This window comes from Frigoribacterium sp. PhB107 (assembly GCF_003751515.1).
Classification (GTDB): Bacteria; Actinomycetota; Actinomycetes; order Actinomycetales; family Microbacteriaceae; genus Frigoribacterium.
Window position 1 is genome coordinate 966,531 of the sequence record NZ_RJKU01000001.1, and the last position, 18,814, is coordinate 985,344.

The window sequence follows — 18,814 nt, forward strand, 5'->3', positions numbered from 1 at the left end:
CTCCGCTAAGCTCGACCGACATCTCCAGCGACCGACCACACAAGGAACCACCGTGAAAATCCTCGTCACCGGCGGAGCCGGCTTCATCGGCTCCAACTTCGTCCGCCGCACCCTCGAAGACGCCTACCCGGGCCTGGAGGGGGCCGAGGTCGTGGTGCTGGACGCCCTGACCTACTCCGGCAACCTCGAGAACCTCATCTCGGTGGCCGAGTCGCCGCGCTTCCGCTTCGTCCAGGGCGACATCCGCGACGGCGCCCTGCTCGACACGCTCTTCCCCGACGTCGACGCCGTCGTCCACTTCGCGGCCGAGTCGCACGTCGACCGCTCCGTCCGAGACGCGTCCATCTTCGTCGAGACGAACGTGCTCGGCACGCAGCAGCTGCTCGACGCCGCGCTGCGCAACGACCTGAAGCGTTTCGTGCACGTCTCGACCGACGAGGTCTACGGCTCCATCGCCGAGGGGTCCTGGGCCGAGGACCGCCCGCTCGAGCCCAACTCCCCCTACTCCGCGTCGAAGGCCGGCAGCGACCTGCTCGCCCGCAGCTACCACCGCACGCACGGGATGAACATCTCGATCACGCGCTGCAGCAACAACTACGGCCCGTACCACTTCCCGGAGAAGGTCATCCCCCTCTTCGTCACCAACCTGATCGACGACGTCCACGTGCCCCTCTACGGCGAGGGGAACAACATCCGCGACTGGCTGCACGTCGACGACCACACCCGGGGCATCGCCATGGTCCTCGTCGGCGGCCGTGCGGGCGAGATCTACAACATCGGCGGCGGGACCGAGCTCACCAACAAGGAACTCACCGAGATGCTCCTCGAGGCCACCGGCAAGGACTGGTCGTACGTCGACCGCGTGCAGGACCGCCTCGGCCACGACCTCCGCTACTCGGTCGACATCTCGAAGATCCGCTCCGAGCTCGGCTACGAGCCCCAGGTGCCCTTCGCCCAGGGACTCGCCGACGTCGTGCAGTGGTACCGCGACAACCGTCAGTGGTGGGAGCCCCTCAAGGAGCGCGCGGCCCTCGCATGAGCCCCGCTTCTCCCGCCAAGTTCCTCGTCACCGGCGCGCGCGGAATGCTCGGGTCCGACCTCGTCGAGGCCCTCTTCGGCCGCGACGTGACCCTCCTCGGCCGTGCCGACCTCGACGTGACCGACCGCGACGCCGTGTTCGCAGCCGTCCAGGGCCACGACGTCGTGATCAACGCCGCCGCCTACACGGCAGTCGACGCCGCCGAGACCGACGAGGAGGCGGCCCTGGCGGTCAACGGGACCGCCGTCGGCCTGCTCGCCGAGGCCGCCGCCTCCGTCGGGGCGACCTTCGTCACGGTCTCGACCGACTACGTGTTCGCGGGCGACGCCACGGAGCCCTACGCCGAGGACGAGCCCCGCGATCCGCTGAACGCCTACGGCCGCACCAAGGCCGTCGGCGAGGAGGCGGCCCTCGCGGCCCACCCGGAGGGCACGTACGTCGTGCGGACGGCCTGGCTCTACGGCCGCCACGGGGCGAACTTCCCGAAGACCATGCTCAGCTTCGCGTCGACCCGGGACACCCTCTCGGTGGTCTCCGACCAGGTCGGGCAGCCCACCTGGACGATGGACCTGGCCCGCCAGATCGTCGCCCTCGTCGACTCCGACGCCCCTGCTGGCATCTACCACGGCACGAACTCGGGCTCGACGAGCTGGCAGGGCTTCGCTCAGGAGACCTTCCGGCTCGCGGGACTCGACCCGGAGCGCGTCCTGCCGACGGACAGCTCGGCCTTCGTCCGGCCGGCGGCGCGACCCGCGTTCAGCGTGCTCGGCCACGACGCGTGGGCAGCGGCCGGGCTCAGCCCGATGCGCCCGTGGCAGGAGGCCCTGGCCGAGGCCTCCGCCCAGGGCGTGCTCTCCGACGTCGCCACCACCGGACGATGACGACCCTCCGGGTCGTCATGGACCAGATACTGGCGCCGGTCCCCGGCGGCATCGGCCGCTACACGAGCGAGCTGTCGCGGGCGCTGGTCGCCACCGCCCCTCGGGGCTGCGACGTCCAGGGGGTCGTCGCGGCGCACCCCCAGGCCGAGTACGACCGCTTGACCGACCTCGTCCCCGGCCTGAGCGGCCTGGCGAAGTCCCCGCTGGGACGCCGTGAGCTCTCGCTGGCGTGGCAGGCCGGCGTCGCCGGGCTCCCCGGCCGGGGAATGGTCCACGCCACAAGCCTGCTGGCTCCGCTGGGGCGGCACGACCGCGGCCTCGCCCCCGGCAACCAGACGGTCGTGACCATCCACGACACGGTCCCGTGGACCCACCCGGAGACCCTCACCCCCCGCGGGGTGCGCTGGCACAAGGCCATGACGAAGCGGGCGTTCCGGCACGCCGACGCCGTGGTGGTGCCCACGCACGCCGTCGCGAGCGAGCTGCTCGACCTCTTCCCCTTCGGCGATCGCGTGCGCGTCGTGGGCGGGGCCGTCAGCGACGACCTCCGCGTGCCGGCCGACGCCGACGCCGTGGCGGACGGGCTCGACCTCCCCGACTCCTACGTGCTCAGCGTGGGGACGATCGAGCCCCGGAAGGGTCTCGCACCCCTGATCCGCGCAATGGCTCATCCCGACGCCCCCGACGTGCCCCTGCTCGTGGTGGGCCCTGAGGGCTGGGGCGACGTCCGCGTCGCGGACGTGGTCGCCGAGGCAGGCCTCTCGCCCGACCGTGTCCGCACCCTCGGCTTCGTCTCGGACGCCCAGCTCGCCGTCCTCCTGCAGCGTGCCTCCGCCTTCGTCTTCCCGAGCCTCGCCGAGGGCTTCGGCCTCCCCGTGGTCGAGGCGATGAGCCTCGGCACCCCCACCATCGTGTCCGACGCGCCCGCGCTCGTCGAGGTGGCGGCCGACGGTGCGGTCGTCGTCCCGCGGGAGGACCCCGACGGCTACGCCGAGCGGCTCGCCCAGGCCATGTTCCAGGTCGTCACCGACCTCGAGCTGGCGTCCCGCCTGGGCATCGCCGGCCTCGACCGGGCCCGCGCGTTCAGCTGGCGCGACTCGGCCGACAAGGTGTGGCAGCTGCACGCCGACCTCTGACCCGACCGGCTACGGCTCGCCCCGCACGGGGGGTGCGTCGAGCGCGCCCGGGTCTGGCCCCTGTCGGCCTCCCGAGTTAGGGTCGGTCGCAGGCGGGCTCGATCACCCCGCCGAGGGGGAAACCATGCACCAGGCTCCTGCGTTCCGCACACGCCGCTCCCGTCTCGTCCGCGCGGTCCCGGTCGCCGTCGTGGCCAGCCTCGTCGTCGCGTTCTTCGTGCCTGCCGCCTCCCCCGCGGCGGATGCGGCCCGTGCCGCCGTGCCCGTCGAGGTCGAGTCTCCCGACTTCGCCTCCGAGGCGTACGCCGACCCGTGGGACTTCTCGAACGCCGAGGACCAGAACACCGACGAGGCACGGACGCAGGGGATCTCGATCTCCGGCGGACGTCTCCAGCTCGACCTCAAGCCGGGCGACTTCTACCACCCGGTGATCAGCACGGCCGGTTCGCTCCCCTACGGACGGGACGCCGCCAGCATCAAGGTCGACACCAGGCGCTACACCAAGCTCTCCTTCAAGATGGACCAGCCGACCCGGGGCACGGGAGCGTTCTACTGGTTCACCTGCCGGGAGCAGCTCAACAGCTGCGCCACAGGAGTGAGCTTCCCCCTCGTCCCCGGCGACCAGACCTACGACGTGGCCCTCGAGGGCGTGCCCCTCATGAGCGCGAAGATCCCGTGGCGCGGGTCGAACATCTTCGGCCTGCGCATGCTCCCCCTCGTGTCCCCCTCGTCCCAGGCGACGACGCACGTGAGCGTGGACTGGATGCGCCTCTACGCGCCCGGCGCCGCGCACGCGTCCCTGCCCCCGGGCGACTACTCCGGCTACCGCATCGAGGCCCTCCCCCGTCCCCTCGTCGAGAGCCCGGGGCCGGACGACGGCCTCGACCTGGCGACGGCCCAGCGGGGTCGCCCGTGGGACCTCACGAACGAGGCGAACGCCGGGGGGATCGGCTCCCGCAACGTCCTCGTTCGGGGCTACGGTCCGCAGGGCCTCACCGGGACGAACACAGGACCAGGACGAAACGACCCTGAGGTCCTCTTCCCGGTCGCGCCGTTCGACGCGAACCGGTTCCACAACTTGTCGTTCGAGCTCACCTACGACGGCGGCTACTCGCTCGAGGACAGGGACGGCGGCGGCAAGATGGCCCGGCTCATCTGGCTCGTCAACGGCACGGACACCTGGCAGGAGAGCGACGACCTCCTGACCTACTCGGGCCCGAACGCCCGGAAGATCGCCGTGGACCTCACCGCCGGCTCGCCCCTCGACGCCGACTCCGGAGCTCCCCGTCTCGGCTGGGCCGGGCAGACCGTCCGGTTCCTGCGCTTCGACCCGAACGAGGACAGGGGTGCCAACACGTGGCACCTGAAGAACCTGCACCTGCGCGCCGACCCGACCGCCGTCGAGTCGACCACCGTGACGTTCCGCGACACCGCCTGGATGCCCGGCACGACCGCCGACGTCAAGGTCGGTCGTGGGGCCCCCGGGACGCCCTACGAGACCATCGCGTCCGGGGTGTCCGTCTCTCAGGGACTGAACTCGGTGCCGTTCGACCTCGCAGGTCGCGACGCAGGTGCCTACCGGGTCGAGGTCGTCCTGCACCACCCCGCCGGGGGCAGCGCCCTGGCGTTCTCGCGCTCGGCCGTCACGATGACCACGGACAGCGCACGCAGCCCCCGTGGCGCCCTGGACGTGGCCGCCCGCGCTCCGGGCGGAGCGGTCGTCGACGGCTGGGTCACCGACCCCGACACGTCAGCGCCGACAGAGGTGCGCTTCTACGACAACCGCTCCGGTCGCTACCTCGGCAACACGCTCGGAGACCGCTCTCGACCCGACGTGCAGCGGAGCGTCCCGGGAGCACCGGCGGCGACCGGGTTCCGGACGACGCTGGCGCTCGGCGCCGGCCAGTACGACGTGTGCGCCTACGGCATCAACACGGGACGAGGCGTCAACGCCCTCCTGGGATGCCGGTCCGTGACCGTCGACGGCACGCCGGTCGGGGCGTTCGACACGGCCGACCGCGTCCCCGGGGGCGTCCGGGCGACCGGGTGGGCCCTCGACCCCGACACCGCGTCGTCGATCCCGGTGCACGTCTACGCCGGCGCCACGGGGCGCGCCACGACGGCCTCCGTCGACCGCAGCGACATCGCCCGGACACGCCCCGAGTACGGCGGGCAGCACGGCTTCAGCGTGGACGTCCCGGCGACGGGCGCCGGTCCTGTCTCGGTCTGCGCCTACGCGCTCGACGACGCGGGGAAGGTCAACCCGCAGCTCGGCTGCCGCTCCGTCGACGTCAGCGGACGACCGATCGGCGCTTTCGACGCAGCTGTCCGCTCCGGCGACCGCGTCACCGCCAGCGGCTGGGCGATCGACCCGGACGTCGCGGCGCCCGTCGAGGTCCACCTCTACGTCGGCCAGCGCGGCACGGCTGTGTCGGCCAGCGTCCCGCGATCGGACATCGCGCGCCTCCGTCCTGCGTACGGAGGAGCGCACGGCTTCAGCTCGTCCGTGGTCGCTCCCCCGGGCTCGACGGTGTGCGCCTACGCCATCGACAGCGCCGGCGGAGAGAACGCCCTGCTCGGCTGCAAGGCCGTCTGAGGCCCGTCGACCGTCCCGGCGCACCACGACCGGGACGGTCGTCCGTGACTCGAGCGGGTCGGCAGGCCCGCCGGCGCCAGCTGCCGGGCGACGGTCCGATGCGGCCTAGCCGGCGGGAACCGCCGGAGCCGTCGCCGTCGCCACGTCGGCGCGGATGACGTCGTAGTCGGGGTAGACGTTCGAGTAGGTCGGCGGCACGATCTCGAGATCGCTGATCTGCTGCTCCTTGGCCTTGAGCGCCAGCTGGCCGAACGCGCCGAGAGCGGCCTGGGGGATGTCCGTGTCGACGGTCTGCACCCCCGCCGACGCGACCGACTGGAACTTGGACAGCACGGTGGCCGGCTGGAACTGCGACAGCAGCGCCTGCTGCACCTCGCGCTGTCGCGCCATCCGGTGGTAGTCGTCCGAGCCGTGGCGGGCACGCGCGTACCAGAGGGCGTGGTATCCGTCGAGCACCTGCTCCCCCGGCTCGATCCACCCGTCGACGTTGATCGGGTTGCCGGCGGCGTCGACGCCGCCGTTGATGGGCAGGCGCCCCTCGGTGTTGTCCACCGAGATCCCGCCGAGGGCGTCGATCAGGTCGACGAAGCCCTGCATGTCGATCAGCACGTAGTACTGGAGCGTCAGGCCCGTGACCCCCTGGACGGCGTCGCGCATGGCCTCGATGCCGGGGTTGCTGCCCTTCGACTCGGCGTCGGGGTAGAGCTCCGGGTGCTCCTCGCCGTAGGTGTAGAGGTAGCTGATCAGGCAGTCGTCCCCGCAGCTGTAGCCGTCGGGGAACTCGCCCCAGAGCGGCGACCCCTCGGAGAACGGAGCGTTGTAGAGGTTCCGGGGGATGCCCACGATCGTCGTCGCCCCCGTCTCGGCGTCGATGCTCGCCACGGAGATGCTGTCGGGCCGGAGCCCGGTGCGGTCGGCTCCGGCGTCCCCGCCGAGCAGCAGGATGTTGTACCGCCCGTTCACGGGATCGGCCGCGGCGGCCTGCGAGGTGAAGAGCGAGTTCAGCAGGCCGTGCTGGACGCTCGTCAGGTAGGCGCCCCAGGCGACCGGCCCCACCGTCGCGACGAGCAGCAGCGCCATGACGCCGGCGATGAACCCGCGCGCCGTGGGCGCCGTACGGATGATCCTCACGAGCCTGAGCGTGTCGAGCGTCAGGACGACCCAGAGCACCGCGTAGTACACGAGGAACACCTGGACGACGGTCAGGGCGACGACGTTCGTCGCGACCTCGAGGAGAGGGGTGCTCCAGAACAGGGCGAGGGCCACGGTGACCAAGACCACGGCCCACGACACGAGGGTGGAAGCCAGGCCCCAGCGACCGAGCCTCCGGCTGCCCGCGAGCACCTGGGCCGAGCCGGGGATCAGGACGTTGAGGAGCACCAGCGTCCACGCCCTCCGCGTCATGAACGAGGACGACGAGACGTCGGGGTGCCGGACCGGCAGGGAGGCGGCGCTCACAGCGATCGCTGCAGGGCGGCGTTCTTCTCCTCGACGAGCTCGCCCAGGCTCGTCGCGTAGTCGGCGAGCCGCGCCGACAGGTCGGGGTCGCCGGAGCCGAGGATGCGGGCGGCGAGGAGGCCGGCGTTGGCGGCCCCGCCGATCGACACGGTGGCCACCGGGATGCCCGCCGGCATCTGGACGATCGAGAGGAGGGAGTCGAGGCCGTCGAGCTTCGCGAGGGCCACGGGCACGCCGATGACCGGGAGGGTCGTGACCGACGCGAGCATCCCCGGGAGGTGGGCCGCGCCTCCTGCGCCCGCGATCACCACGCGGATGCCGCGACCGGCGGCCTGCTGGCCGAAGCGGATCATCTTCTCCGGCGTCCGGTGGGCGGAGACGACCTCGACCTCGTGGGCGATGCCGAACTCGGTGAGGATCGCGGCGGCGCTCTGCATCGTCGGCCAGTCGCTGTCCGAGCCCATGACGATGGCCACCGTGGGCGCTCGCTCGGGCGTCGGGGCGTTCTCGGGGTCGGTCGTCTGGTCAGGCACGAAGGAGAGGATAGCCGTCAGTCCTCGAAGAAACGGACAGCGGCGCGCGCCCTCCCCCGGGCGTCCTCGAGGTCCGACCCGGTCGTCGTGACGTGCCCGACCTTGCGGCCGGGGCGAGGGTCCTTGCCGTAGTCGTGCACCTTCGCCCCCGGCTGGTCGGCCATCAGGGCCGGGAGCCGGTCGGCCATCGTGCCCTGGGCGGGGCCGCCGAGCACGTTGACCATGACGCTCCAGGCACGGTGCGGGCTCGTGTCGCCGAGGGGCAGGTCGAGCACGGCCCGGAGGTGCTGCTCGAACTGGCTCGTGACGGCGCCGTCGATGCTCCAGTGCCCGGTGTTGTGGGGCCGCATCGCGAGCTCGTTGACCAGGAGCCGGCCGTCGGTCGTCTCGAAGAGCTCGACCGCCAGCACGCCCGTGACGCCGACCTGCTCGGCGACGACGGTCGCGATCCGTCGGGCCTCGTCGGACAGGGCGTCGTCGGCGTCGGGGGCCGGCGCCGTGACCTCGGCACACACTCCGTCGCGCTGCACCGTCTCGACGAGGGGCCACGCGGCGATCTCGCCGGAGGGCCGACGAGCGACCAGCTGCGCGAGCTCCCGCCGGAACTCGACGAGCTCCTCCACGAGCAGGGCGTCGGAGGCGCCGGCCGCGCCGAGCGCCGCGAACCAGTCGTCCGCCCCGTCCGCCGAGCGCACGACCCGGACGCCCTTGCCGTCGTAGCCGCCGCGCGGCGTCTTCACCACCGCGCGCCCGCCGTGCTCGGCGAGGAACGCAGCCAGGTCGTCGCGACCACGGACGGTCGCCCACGCGGGGACCGGCAGCCCGAGCGCCGTGAGGCGCTCGCGCATGACGATCTTGTCCTGGGCCACGAAGAGCGCCTCGGGGCTCGGGTGGACCTCGACGCCGGCGTCGACCAGAGCCCGCAGCACGTCCTGGGGGACGTGCTCGTGGTCGAAGGTCACGGCGTGGACGTCCTTCGCGAACCGCAGCACCGTCTCCGCGTCGTGGTAGTCGCCGACCTGCGTCGCGGCGAGTCGGGCGGAACTGCCCTCGGCCTCGGCCAGCACCGAGATCTCGATGCCGAGGTGGACGGCGGGCGGGACCATCATGCGGGCGAGCTGGCCGCCTCCGATGACGCCGATGCGGTAGGTCATGTCGTCTCCTGGTGGTGGGCGTCGGTCAGCTGACGATCTCACCGGTCACCTGCGGCGACGACCGGTCGCCGGTCAGAAGGCAGCGGAACGTGACGTTGGCCACGCCCACGTCGCCGCCCGTGAAGATGCCGGTGATGTCGATCGAGACCCCGCCGTCGGCCGCCACGAGCGTCTGCGTCGAGCGGTCCCCCCACGTGTAGCCGGCCTCGAGCTCGGCGCCGGCGGCCTCGACGCAGGCGTCGTAGGCGGTCTGGTCGGTCCACGCGTCCGCACCGGCCGTGGGCACGGGGGCCGCGCTCGACGGCTCGTCGGCCGGCTCCGTCTCGCCGGGGGACGGCGAGGACGACGGCGACGGGCTGCCCGTGACGCTCGCGGAGCTGGTCGGCGTCGGGCTCGCGGTCGGCCCGCCCGACCCCGTGCAGCCGCTCAGGACGAGGACGAGACCCGCCGCCACGGCGAGGACGGCGGTCTGCTTCGTGGATGCCATGGGACGATGCTATCGGCGTCCACCACCCGGTCGGGGCCCCCGCCACGCCGCCCCCGGGCGTCCGGACGGGACCGGTCCGGGGCCGGGGACCGGCTCAGGGGCGACCGAGCCCGCGCGCCTCGAACCCCTCGGCGCGCCATGCCGCGAGGTCGAGGACGTTGCGCGCGTCGACGATGCGCCGAGCGGCCACGAGGTCGCCCACGTGGGACGGGTCGAGCTGGCGGAACTCAGCCCACTCCGTGAGCACGAGGACGACGTCGGCACCTCGGAGGGCGTCGTCCGCGCCCGCGGCGTACTCGAGCTCGGGCGCCAGGCGCGCGGCCGTCCCGTTGGCCTCGGGGTCGTAGACGCGCACGGACGCTCCCCTGGCGTGCAGCGCTCGCGCGACGTCGAGCGCGGGCGAGTCGCGCACGTCGTCGCTGTCGGGCTTGAACGCGACGCCGAGCACCGCGACGCGGGCGCCGCTGACGTCCCCGACGAGCTCTGCCGCGAGGTCGACGACCTTCGCGCGCCTCCGCAGGTTGACCGCGTCCACGTCCGCGAGGAACGCCAGCGACTCGAGGCCGAGCTCGTCGGCCCGTGCCTGGAACGCCCGGATGTCCTTCGGCAGGCAGCCCCCGCCGAAGCCCAGGCCGGCGTTGAGGAACTTGCGGCCGATGCGGGCGTCGTGGCCGATCGCGTCGGCGAGCTGCGTGACGTCCGCACCCGTCGCCTCCGCGATCTCGGCCATGGCGTTGATGAACGAGATCTTGGTCGCGAGGAACGCGTTCGCCGACACCTTGACGAGCTCCGCGGTCGCGTAGTCCATGACGAGTCGCGGCGTGCCCGTCGCGAGCGCCGTCGCGTACACCTCGTCGAGCAGCGCCGTTGCGCGCTCTCCTCCGGCGCCGGCCGGGACACCGTAGACGAAACGGTCGGGCGAGACCGTGTCCTTCACGGCGAAGCCCTCCCTGAGGAACTCCGGGTTCCAGGCGAGGTCGGCGCCGGACGAGGAGGCGCGCACCCGCTCCGCGAGACGAGTCGCGGTGCCGACCGGGACGGTCGACTTCCCCACGACGAGGTCGCCCTCCGCGAGGTGCGGCAGCAGTGCGGTCACCGCCGCGTCCACGTAGGTCATGTCCGCCGCGTGGCTGCCTGCGGTCTGGGGCGTGCCCACGGCGACGAAGTGCACCTGGGCACCCGCCGCCTCCGACATGTCGGTGGTGAAGCGGAGCCGTCCGCTCGCGGTGGCACGCGCCAGCACCTCAGGCAGGCCGGGCTCGAAGAACGGTGCTCGCCCTGCGGAGAGCTCGGCCACCTTGCGCGCGTCGACGTCGACGCCGACCACCTCGTGCCCGAGCTCGGCCATGCACGCCGCGTGCACGGCACCGAGGTATCCACAACCGATGACGGAGATCTTCATCGAAATATCGTATCCTAGTCTGCCGCGCCCGGCCGTGCGCCCGGGGTCGACTGGTCGAATCGGCGGCGCTGGGCGACGAGGGTCGCGTCCGCCTCCATGAGGTCGTGCAGGGTCGCCTGGACCAGGTCTGCCCCCGGGACGTCCCAGAGCACGACGGGGCGGTCGAGCCCCGTGTTCACGAGCACGTCCCCGCTGCGGAACAGGCTCTGCACGGCGTTCTTCCGCACCGTGAGGTCGTAGCCGCGGCTGTGCAGCAGCTCTTGCCGCGACCGCACGAAGAAACCCCGCCGCAGGACGATGCGCCGCGTGGTGATGACGTAGCGGCGACCGAGCCAGACCAGCAAGGGGACGAGCCAGAGCAGCAGCGCCAGCAGCACCGCGGCCCCGCGGACGATCCAGTTCTGCCACTCGAGCTCGAACCAGCTGCCGAAGTAGCCGCCCGCCGCGCACACCGCGACGAGGGCCACCGACGGCCAGAACAGCACCCGGGAGTGCGGGTGCAGGCGCGCGACGACCTCTTCCCGGGGCTGCTGCTCGGCCGTGCTCACGGGGTCATTCATACCGCAGGTGGGTGACGTCGCCGGAGGACACGGCGACGGCGCCCCCGGTCGGCGGCTCGACGACGAGACGACCCTCGTGGTCGATCGACGACGCCGTGCCGGTCAGGACCTCGCCCGAGGGCAGCTCGACGCGCACCGGGCGGCCGAGCGTGGTGCAGTCGGCGAGCACACGGGCACGCAGCCCGCTCGCCTCGGCGTCGCCCCCCGCGGACACGAGCGCGTCGACGAGCGCGACGACGTCGGCGAGCCACGCCGACAGGACCTGGTCGGCCAGCGCCTGCGTCGTCCCCTCGGCCCCGTGCAGCGACAACGAGGTGGACACCGTCGTCGGCAGCTCGTCCCGGGTCAGCGAGAGGTTGACGCCTGCGCCGACCACCACGGCCGACGCGTCGTCGCGCGCCTGGGCGAGGATCCCGCACACCTTGAGGCCGTCCACCTGGACGTCGTTGGGCCACTTCAGGCCGACCTCGCCCGTCCGGACGACGGCCGCGAGGGAGGCGCGCATCGCGACGCCCGCGGCGAGGGGCACCCAGCCCAGGGACTCGACGGGCAGCCCGCGGCGTTCGACGAGGACGCTCACGGCGAGCGTGCGGCCCGGAGGCGCGGTCCAGGTGCGGCCGAGACGCCCGCGCCCGGCCGTCTGGGACGTCGTGGCGAGGACCGCCAGGTGCGGGGCCGTCGCGTCGGCGAGCAGGTCGGCGTTCGTCGACCCGGTCTCGGCCACGTGCACGAGTCGCGGGCTGTGGGCCGAGCTCAGGGGGAAGGAGGCGCTCGTGGGGTCGGTCACGCCGCCAGCCTAGGCGTTGACGACTTCCACCATCCGAGGCACTTCGCACGCGAGGGAACCTCCAACGGCGGCCGCGGACGCCCTCGGTAGAGTGACCGGTGTGACTTCCGACTCCGCGCCCCGCGACGACGCCTCGCAGCCCGATCTCCGCACGACGGCGGGCAAGCTCGCCGACCTCAAGGCCCGCTACCACGAGGCCGTGACGGCCAGCGGCGAGGCCGCGATCGCGAAGCAGCACGCCAAGGGCAAGATGACCGCCCGTGAGCGCATCGACGGCCTCCTCGACCCGGGCTCGTTCGTCGAGCTCGACGAGTTCGTGCGCCACCGCACCCACGCCTTCGGCATGGAGTCGAAGCGCCCCTACGGCGACGCGGTCGTCACGGGGACGGGCACGGTGCACGGCCGCCAGGTCGCCGTCTACTCGCAGGACTTCACCATCTTCGGCGGCTCGCTCGGCGAGGTCGCCGGCGAGAAGATCATCAAGGTCATGGAGCTCGCCCTCAAGACGGGCGTGCCGATCATCGGCATCCTCGACTCCGGCGGGGCCCGGATCCAGGAGGGGGTGGTCGCGCTCGGCAAGTACGGCGAGATCTTCCGGCTGAACACCCGCGCCTCCGGCGTCGTCCCGCAGATCTCGCTCATCATGGGCCCGGCGGCGGGAGGCGCGGTGTACTCCCCCGCGCTCACCGACTTCGTCATCATGGTCGACAAGACGAGCCACATGTTCGTGACGGGCCCGGACGTCATCAAGACCGTCACCGGCGAGGACGTCGGCTTCGAGGAGCTCGGCGGCGCCCTCACCCACAACAAGGTCAGCGGCGTCTCGCACTACCTCGCGAGCGACGAGGACGACGCGCTCGACTACGCGCGGTCGCTGCTCTCGTACCTGCCCGACAACAACCTGTCCGAGCCGCACGTCTTCGACACGGCCGTCGAGCTCGAGACGACGGACGACGACCGCCAGCTCAACACGCTGATCCCGGACAGCCCCAACCAGCCCTACGACGTGATGACCGTCATCGAGCACGTCGTCGACGACGGGGAGTTCCTCGAGGTGCAGCCGCTGTTCGCGCCGAACATCGTCATCGGGTTCGGCCGGGTCGAGGGCCGCTCGGTGGGCGTCGTCGCCAACCAGCCGTCGGCCATGGCCGGCACCCTGAACATCGAGGCGGGAGAGAAGGCGAGTCGGTTCGTGCGCTTCTGCGACGCGTTCGGCATCCCCATCCTGACCCTGGTCGACGTGCCGGGGTACCTGCCGGGCACCGACCAGGAGTGGACGGGCGTCATCCGCCGCGGCGCGAAGCTGCTCTACGCCTACGCCGAGGCGACCGTGCCCCTCGTGACCGTCATCACCCGCAAGGCCTACGGCGGCGCCTACATCGTGATGGGGTCCAAGCAGCTGGGCGCCGACATCAACCTGGCCTGGCCGACCGCCGAGATCGCCGTCATGGGCGGCCAGGGCGCGGTCAACATCCTGTACCGCAACGAGATCAAGGCCGCGGAGGCCGCCGGCGAGGACGTCGCCGCGGTCCGGGCGAGGCTCGCCAGCGAGTACACCTACAACGTCGCCAGCCCCTTCCTGGCCGCCGAGCGCGGCGAGCTCGACGGTGTGATCGAGCCGGCGGCGACCCGCGTCGCCGTCGTCAAGGCGCTCCGCGCCCTCCGCACGAAGCGTGCCGACCTGCCGCCCAAGAAGCACGGGAACATCCCCCTGTGAGCGGCCGCCACGCCGCCGACGACACGACCGACGCGCAGGAGGCCGGGGCGCCGCTCCTGCGCGTCGTCGGAGGCTCGCCGACGCCGGAGGAGCTCGCCGCCGTCACGGCTGTCCTGACGGCCCTCGAGGCGGAGGCGGCCGAGTCGGCGAGGGAGGCCCCTCGGGACCTCTCCGCGTCGCCCTCCGGCTGGTCCTCCCGGGCGGCTCGTCTCCGGCGCCCCGTCGACCGCGGCCCCGGTCGCTGGCGCAGCTTCTCGGCCTGAGCCCGGCCGCACCCGCGCGCGTACCCCGACCTCGTACCCCGCCATCGGGACCGGCGCGTCCCGATGCCCACGGATACGGCACCCGAACGGGGGTAGACGGGTCACTCACCCCCGAGCTGTCCCCCTAAATGACGACTTTGCGCTCGTGGCGGGGGGCGACATACTCGTTGTTGCTAGGTGCCTCTCCTTGAGTCGCACCACCGATCGGGAGCTGACTAGGGTAAGCGAGTTCTCGGTCGGGGGCGGATCAGGGCGACATTCGGGTTGTCGCTCTGGACCGGGATATCTCCCATGAGGGCCAGACGGGTGTCTGGCCCTCTTTCCCGTCGTCGGCCCGTTACCCGTTCCGGCCCGGTCCCCCGCCACCGGCCCTCGTCGTCGCGGCGACCACGCCCCTGTGGTCGGCCCTCGTCCCTAGCGGACGACGCGGCGGTCCTCGTCTTGGTCCTCGAGGTCGTCGAGGTCGTCGACGCGTCCCTGGTCGGCCGAGTCCCCGGCCCGGCGCGGTATCTGCAGCCAGAGGAGGACCTCGTCGTCGTCGTCGTCCTCGTCGGCCTCGGCGGAGACCCCCCGCCCGAGAGCGCTCGAGCTGAGGTCCGGCGATCCGAGGCCGACGACGCTGACGGCGTGGTCGCCACCCGCGACCGTCCGGATGATCAGCTTGTCCGCGCGCGAGCCGTGCAGCGCCGCGGCGAGTGCCTCGTGGATGCGCCGCAGCTCGTCGTCGGGGACGTCGTCGATGCCGCCCTCGTCGAGCAGGCTGACCTCGGCCCCCCGGCGTCGCGCCGCCATGACCTCGCGACGGACCTGGTCGTCGAGGAGGCGCCTCCCGCGGATCTCGTCCCGGATGGCGCCCTCGAGATGGAGGCTCTCCTGTCGCTGCTCGGGCGACAGGTCGCCCGACTGGGACACGATCGCCTGCAGCATGGGCCGGGCGGTGCGGCCCGTCTGCAGGAGGCGGTACTGACGCTCGTTGACGTGCGCCTCCTGGGCTGCCTGCCAGTCCGCGGCCTCGTGCTCGGCCAGGATGAACTCCCGCGTCTCGCGACCGGCCCGGGTCAGCGTGGACGAGATGGCGTGCGAGAAGGCGACCCAGCTGACGCTGCCGACGATGCCGAGGTCGGCGATCTGGGACACCCCGGCCCACGCGACCCCCTGCACGGCCATGAAGCCCACGCCGAGCCACGCGAAGCCCTGGCGACGACGCGTCGAGACGATCACCATGAGCGTGCCCACGGCGGCGACGTACCAGGTCGCGTAGCCGTTCTCGGCCTCGGGGTCGAGGACGCTCGTCACGACGAGCGGCACCACGATGCTCACGGCCAGGGCGAAGGCCGCCGCCCACACGGGCAGCACCGGCTGGCGGCTGGGCCAGAGCACGACGGCCGTGACGACCGCGTACGCGAGCATGCAGGCGACGACGGGGACGGGGTCGGCGACCTGCCCGAGCGAGACCGCCCCGAGCACCAGGTGGTAGCCGGAGAAGACCGCCGCCAGCGAGACGATGAGCCAGCGGGGGACGGTGATCCTCACGACGCGTCTCCCCTCGACGGACCGACGACGAGGCCCGCGGGCCACATCACGCGGACGACCGTGCCCGCACCCGGCCGGGAATCGATGCAGGCCCTGCCGCCCGCGTTGGCGACGCGTTCGATGATGGACACCCGGACCCCGAGGCGCTCCACGGGTACGGCACCCGGGTCGAAGCCCGCCCCGTCGTCGCCGACCTCGACGAGCACGCCGGCGTCGCCGGTGCGCTCGAGGGCGACCCACCGCCGGACGGGGCCGGGGCCCGCGTGTTGAGAGCTGTTGACGAGCGCCTGGGCCGCGGCGCTGACGATGGCCTCCACGGCGGTGGTCGGCAGCACCCGGTCGTCCGCGTCGTCGACGCGCAGCTCGACGGCGACGCCGGTCGCGTCCACCGCGTCGGACAGGCGCCGGCGGAGGACGCCGAGGGTCGTCGTCGACTCGTCGAAGGGCGTCGTCGCGGCGGCCGAGGTGAGGTGGGCCATCGCGTTGCGGGCCATGGTCGTGGCGAGTACCTGCTCCGCCGGCGTGTACGCCCGAGCGGCCTGGATGAAGGTGGTCAGCACGCTGTCGTGCACGATGGCGTCGACCTGCACGCGCTCGAGCTCGGTCGCGTGCTCGCGGATCGCCCCCGAGTACCGGGCGACCGCCGTGGCCTGGGCGGCGTCGACGGCCGCGCTCGCCTGGCGCAGGATGAGCACGAGCACGAGCACGGCACCGCCGAGCAGGATCGCGTAGGTCGAGTCGAGGGCGGCGCGCGTCAGCGACTCGCCGCCTCCCGACGGGGTCAGCCGGATCGCGCCGTAGACGAGCGGGACCACGACCGAGTAGCCGATCGCGATCCACGCGGAGAAGGCGTAGGCCGCCGCCGCGGTGGCGACGGTGCAGAGGTACCAGAGCCACGGCACGCCGACGAGGACCTGGTCGGGGTCGACGACGGCCAGGGGCCACGTGACGATCGCCACGAGGTAGGACACCGCGAGGATCGCACAGGTCGTCTCGACCCCGCGCACGACGACGCTCGCGACGCCGACGGCCACGACGGCGCCGAGCATCCCCAGCCCGATGAGCCAGGCCCACGCCACTTGCATGACCTCGATCTGGGCCATCGTCGTCGGCAGCGCCTGCAGCCCGAAGATGAGCCCGGCGAGGGCGATGACCCGGCCGAGCACCTTGTCGAACAGGGCACGGCTGATCGGGTTCCGCGCCGAGCGCGTCGTCGGCGGCGTCAGCGCCGGGAGGGGCTCAGCGGCCATCGCCGTCCGCGTCGAGTCCCGGCAGGATGCCGTCCTCGACGGCGCGGCGGAGCAGGTCGACCTTCGTGGGCGCCGGACGCCCCACCTCGACGTACTTGACGCGGATGCGGTCGAGGTACTCCCGAGCGGTCGAGTAGCCGATGCCGAGCTGCTGGGCGGCCAGCTTGAGGGGCAGGCCCGAGGCGTAGAGGTGCAGGATCTCGCGCTCACGCCGGCCGAGCTGGGCCTTGGCGAAGTCGCGGTCGGCGTCGATCGCGCTGGCCCACTCGAGGTTGTTGAGCACGTCTCCCCGGGCGACCGTCGCGACGGCGGCCATCACCGTCTTCGTGGCGGAGGACTTGGGGATGACGCCGGCGGCGCCCGCCGCGAGCGCCTCGCGGACGCTCGCCACCCGGTCGGCGATGCTGTGCACGAGCACGGCGGAGCCGGTCGCCTGGACGCGCTTCACGTTCTCGGTGACCGTCGAGCCGTCGCCGAGCGAGAGGTCGAGGACGACGACGTCGACCTCACGTCCCGCCAGCGACTCCACCAGCTCCTGCACGCCGGCCGCGGTCAGCACGACGTCGAAGCCCTCGGCCTGGCAGGCCGCCTGGATGCCGAGCCGCACCGACTCGTGGTCGTCCACGATGGCGACGCGGACGGGGGCGGGGGTCGTCGACGCCGGAGCGTCCGTGGAGGTGTCGGTCACGATGGTCCTTCGTTCGCGTGCGACCCGGTCCCTGAATCCCGGGTCGTCAACGTCGTCATCGTAACGTGACGGGGCGTCACCGACGGAGCAGCCGGACCACCGTCTCGACGTGGTGCGTGCTGGGGAACAGGTCGAAGGCCCGGATCGCGTCGACGTCGTACCCGTGGTCGCGGAACAGCGCGAGGTCACGGGCGAGGGCGACGGGGTCGCAGGCGACGTAGACGACCTGCGCCGGGGCGAGCTCCGCGATGCCGTCGACCACGGGTCGACCGGCCCCCGAGCGCGGCGGGTCGAGGACGACCGTGGCGGAGCGGAAGCGGTCGCGCTCGGCCGAGGTCGCCTGGGCGGCGGCCTGGCGCACCCACCGGTCGACCCGGCCGGTGACGGCCGAGGCGCCGAGCCAGTCGGCCAGGTTCTCGGACGCGTGCTCGGTCGCGCGCTCGTCGCTCTCGACGCTGGTGATGCGAACGCGGCTGCCGAACGCGTCGCCCACGGCGGCCGCGAGGAGCCCCACGCCGCCGTAGAGGTCGAGGTTGGCCGCGCCGGGCTCGAAGCGCTCGGCGTCGACCATCTGCTGGACGGCGGCGGTCAGCGTCGCGGCGGCGTGGCGGTGCACCTGCCAGAAGCCGCCGTCGTCGAGCTGGAACGTGCGGTCGCCGACCACCTCGGTGACCGTGCTGGGCGCCTGGCCGCCGATGATCAGGCGGGCGCCTCCCGTGCTCGGCGCCAGCACGTCGACGTGCTCCTCGCCGGGGAACGCGTCCGCGAGCGGTGCGGCCTCGGCGACCTCGGGGGTCGCGAGGGGCAGGTCGGCGACCCGCACGACGCGGTGCGACCGGGCGGCGTACTGCCCGGGGCGCCCCTCGGCGTCGAGGTGCAGGCGCACCCGGGTGCGCCAGCCGGTCCCTCCGCGCTCGTCGTCGCCGGGCAGGGCCTCGACCCTGACGGTCGCCTGCTCGTCGGGCAGCCCGCCCGTCCTCGTGAGGGCGTCGCGGACCACCTGCGACTTGAGCTCGCGCTGGTGGCCCAGCTCGATGTGCCCGAACTCGGCGCCGCCCGCCCGGTCCTCGGGAGCGCGGTCGACGGCCGCCGCCGACCAGACGTGCTCGCGTCGGTGCGGGCTGGCCTCGACGACCGAGACGGTCTCCGCCCGCCAGAACGACTTCTTGCGGTCGTCGGTCACGCGCGCGAGCACCTTCTCGCCCGGCAGCGTGTCCGACACGAACACGACCCGCCCGTCGAGGCGCGCCACCGAGATGCCCCCGTGTGCGATCCCGGTCACGTCCAGTTCGACCTCGCGGCCCAGCATGTCTCCCATGCTCCGAGTCTG

General features: G+C 72.8%; 17 protein-coding genes. 6 read left to right on the forward strand and 11 right to left on the reverse strand.

Going from position 1 to position 18,814, the window contains the following annotated elements; all coding sequences use genetic code 11:
- The first annotated feature begins 52 nt into the window (after positions 1–52).
- The 4 genes from rfbB (at position 53) to EDF18_RS04370 (ending at position 5,652) form a co-directional block, all read left to right on the forward strand.
- Positions 53–1,039, forward strand: coding sequence for a dTDP-glucose 4,6-dehydratase (rfbB, locus tag EDF18_RS04355; RefSeq protein WP_123546541.1), 987 nt, complete (start codon positions 53–55; stop codon positions 1,037–1,039).
- A complete protein-coding gene (gene rfbD / locus EDF18_RS04360) occupies positions 1,036–1,920 on the forward strand; it encodes a dTDP-4-dehydrorhamnose reductase (RefSeq protein WP_123546542.1) in 885 nt (294 codons plus the stop codon). Before rfbB ends, rfbD begins: the two co-directional genes overlap by 4 nt.
- Positions 1,917–3,056, forward strand: coding sequence for a glycosyltransferase family 1 protein (locus EDF18_RS04365; protein ID WP_123546543.1), 1,140 nt, complete (start codon positions 1,917–1,919; stop codon positions 3,054–3,056). Before rfbD ends, EDF18_RS04365 begins: the two co-directional genes overlap by 4 nt.
- A gap of 124 nt (positions 3,057–3,180) precedes the next feature.
- Complete coding sequence (locus EDF18_RS04370; protein WP_123546544.1) at positions 3,181–5,652, forward strand: hypothetical protein; 2,472 nt, start codon at positions 3,181–3,183, stop codon at positions 5,650–5,652.
- A gap of 105 nt (positions 5,653–5,757) precedes the next feature.
- Here EDF18_RS04370 and EDF18_RS04375 read toward each other — a convergent pair whose 3' ends face one another.
- The 7 genes from EDF18_RS04375 to EDF18_RS04405 all read right to left on the reverse strand — a co-directional run bounded on the left by EDF18_RS04375 (position 5,758) and on the right by EDF18_RS04405 (position 12,033).
- Complete coding sequence (locus EDF18_RS04375; protein ID WP_233568973.1) at positions 5,758–7,110, reverse strand: LCP family protein; 1,353 nt, start codon at positions 7,108–7,110, stop codon at positions 5,758–5,760.
- Positions 7,107–7,574: a 5-(carboxyamino)imidazole ribonucleotide mutase gene (gene purE, locus EDF18_RS04380; RefSeq protein ID WP_123547286.1), complete on the reverse strand. Its 468-nt coding sequence runs from the start codon at positions 7,572–7,574 to the stop codon at positions 7,107–7,109. Before purE ends, EDF18_RS04375 begins: the two co-directional genes overlap by 4 nt.
- Positions 7,575–7,660: 86 nt before the next feature.
- Positions 7,661–8,797 (reverse strand): 5-(carboxyamino)imidazole ribonucleotide synthase, encoded by a 1,137-nt coding sequence (locus tag EDF18_RS04385; RefSeq protein WP_123546545.1) that lies wholly within the window; start codon positions 8,795–8,797, stop codon positions 7,661–7,663.
- Between the two features lie 25 nt (positions 8,798–8,822).
- Positions 8,823–9,284 carry a hypothetical protein gene (locus EDF18_RS04390; RefSeq protein WP_123546546.1) on the reverse strand — a complete coding sequence of 154 codons (462 nt, stop codon included), beginning with the start codon at positions 9,282–9,284 and terminating at the stop codon, positions 8,823–8,825.
- 94 nt (positions 9,285–9,378) lie between these two features.
- Entirely contained in the window at positions 9,379–10,686 is a 1,308-nt protein-coding gene (locus EDF18_RS04395; RefSeq protein ID WP_123546547.1) for a UDP-glucose/GDP-mannose dehydrogenase family protein, read from the reverse strand.
- 14 nt (positions 10,687–10,700) lie between these two features.
- Complete coding sequence (locus EDF18_RS04400) at positions 10,701–11,234, reverse strand: PH domain-containing protein (RefSeq protein ID WP_233568974.1); 534 nt, start codon at positions 11,232–11,234, stop codon at positions 10,701–10,703.
- 4 nt (positions 11,235–11,238) lie between these two features.
- Positions 11,239–12,033 (reverse strand): biotin--[acetyl-CoA-carboxylase] ligase, encoded by a 795-nt coding sequence (locus EDF18_RS04405; RefSeq protein WP_199732321.1) that lies wholly within the window; start codon positions 12,031–12,033, stop codon positions 11,239–11,241.
- A 100-nt stretch (positions 12,034–12,133) separates the two neighbouring features.
- On the opposite strand from EDF18_RS04405, the gene EDF18_RS04410 reads away from it, so the two are divergent.
- Together EDF18_RS04410 and EDF18_RS04415 are read left to right on the forward strand one after the other, a co-directional pair.
- Positions 12,134–13,750, forward strand: a complete 1,617-nt coding sequence (locus EDF18_RS04410) for an acyl-CoA carboxylase subunit beta (protein WP_123546549.1) — start codon at positions 12,134–12,136, stop codon at positions 13,748–13,750.
- Entirely contained in the window at positions 13,747–14,013 is a 267-nt protein-coding gene (locus EDF18_RS04415; protein ID WP_123546550.1) for an acyl-CoA carboxylase subunit epsilon, read from the forward strand. The genes EDF18_RS04410 and EDF18_RS04415 overlap by 4 nt, the downstream gene beginning before the upstream one ends.
- Before the next feature lie 414 nt (positions 14,014–14,427).
- Here EDF18_RS04415 and EDF18_RS04420 read toward each other — a convergent pair whose 3' ends face one another.
- From EDF18_RS04420 to EDF18_RS04435, 4 genes are all read right to left on the reverse strand, one after another.
- Entirely contained in the window at positions 14,428–15,546 is a 1,119-nt protein-coding gene (locus EDF18_RS04420; RefSeq protein WP_123546551.1) for a hypothetical protein, read from the reverse strand.
- The gene (locus tag EDF18_RS04425; RefSeq protein ID WP_123546552.1) at positions 15,543–16,796 is read right to left on the reverse strand and encodes a sensor histidine kinase; all 1,254 of its coding nucleotides are present in this window, start codon (positions 16,794–16,796) and stop codon (positions 15,543–15,545) included. Before EDF18_RS04425 ends, EDF18_RS04420 begins: the two co-directional genes overlap by 4 nt.
- Positions 16,786–17,484, reverse strand: coding sequence for a response regulator transcription factor (locus EDF18_RS04430; protein WP_223269329.1), 699 nt, complete (start codon positions 17,482–17,484; stop codon positions 16,786–16,788). Before EDF18_RS04430 ends, EDF18_RS04425 begins: the two co-directional genes overlap by 11 nt.
- A gap of 76 nt (positions 17,485–17,560) precedes the next feature.
- Positions 17,561–18,802: a class I SAM-dependent RNA methyltransferase gene (locus tag EDF18_RS04435; RefSeq protein WP_123546553.1), complete on the reverse strand. Its 1,242-nt coding sequence runs from the start codon at positions 18,800–18,802 to the stop codon at positions 17,561–17,563.
- Between the last annotated feature and the right edge of the window lie 12 nt (positions 18,803–18,814).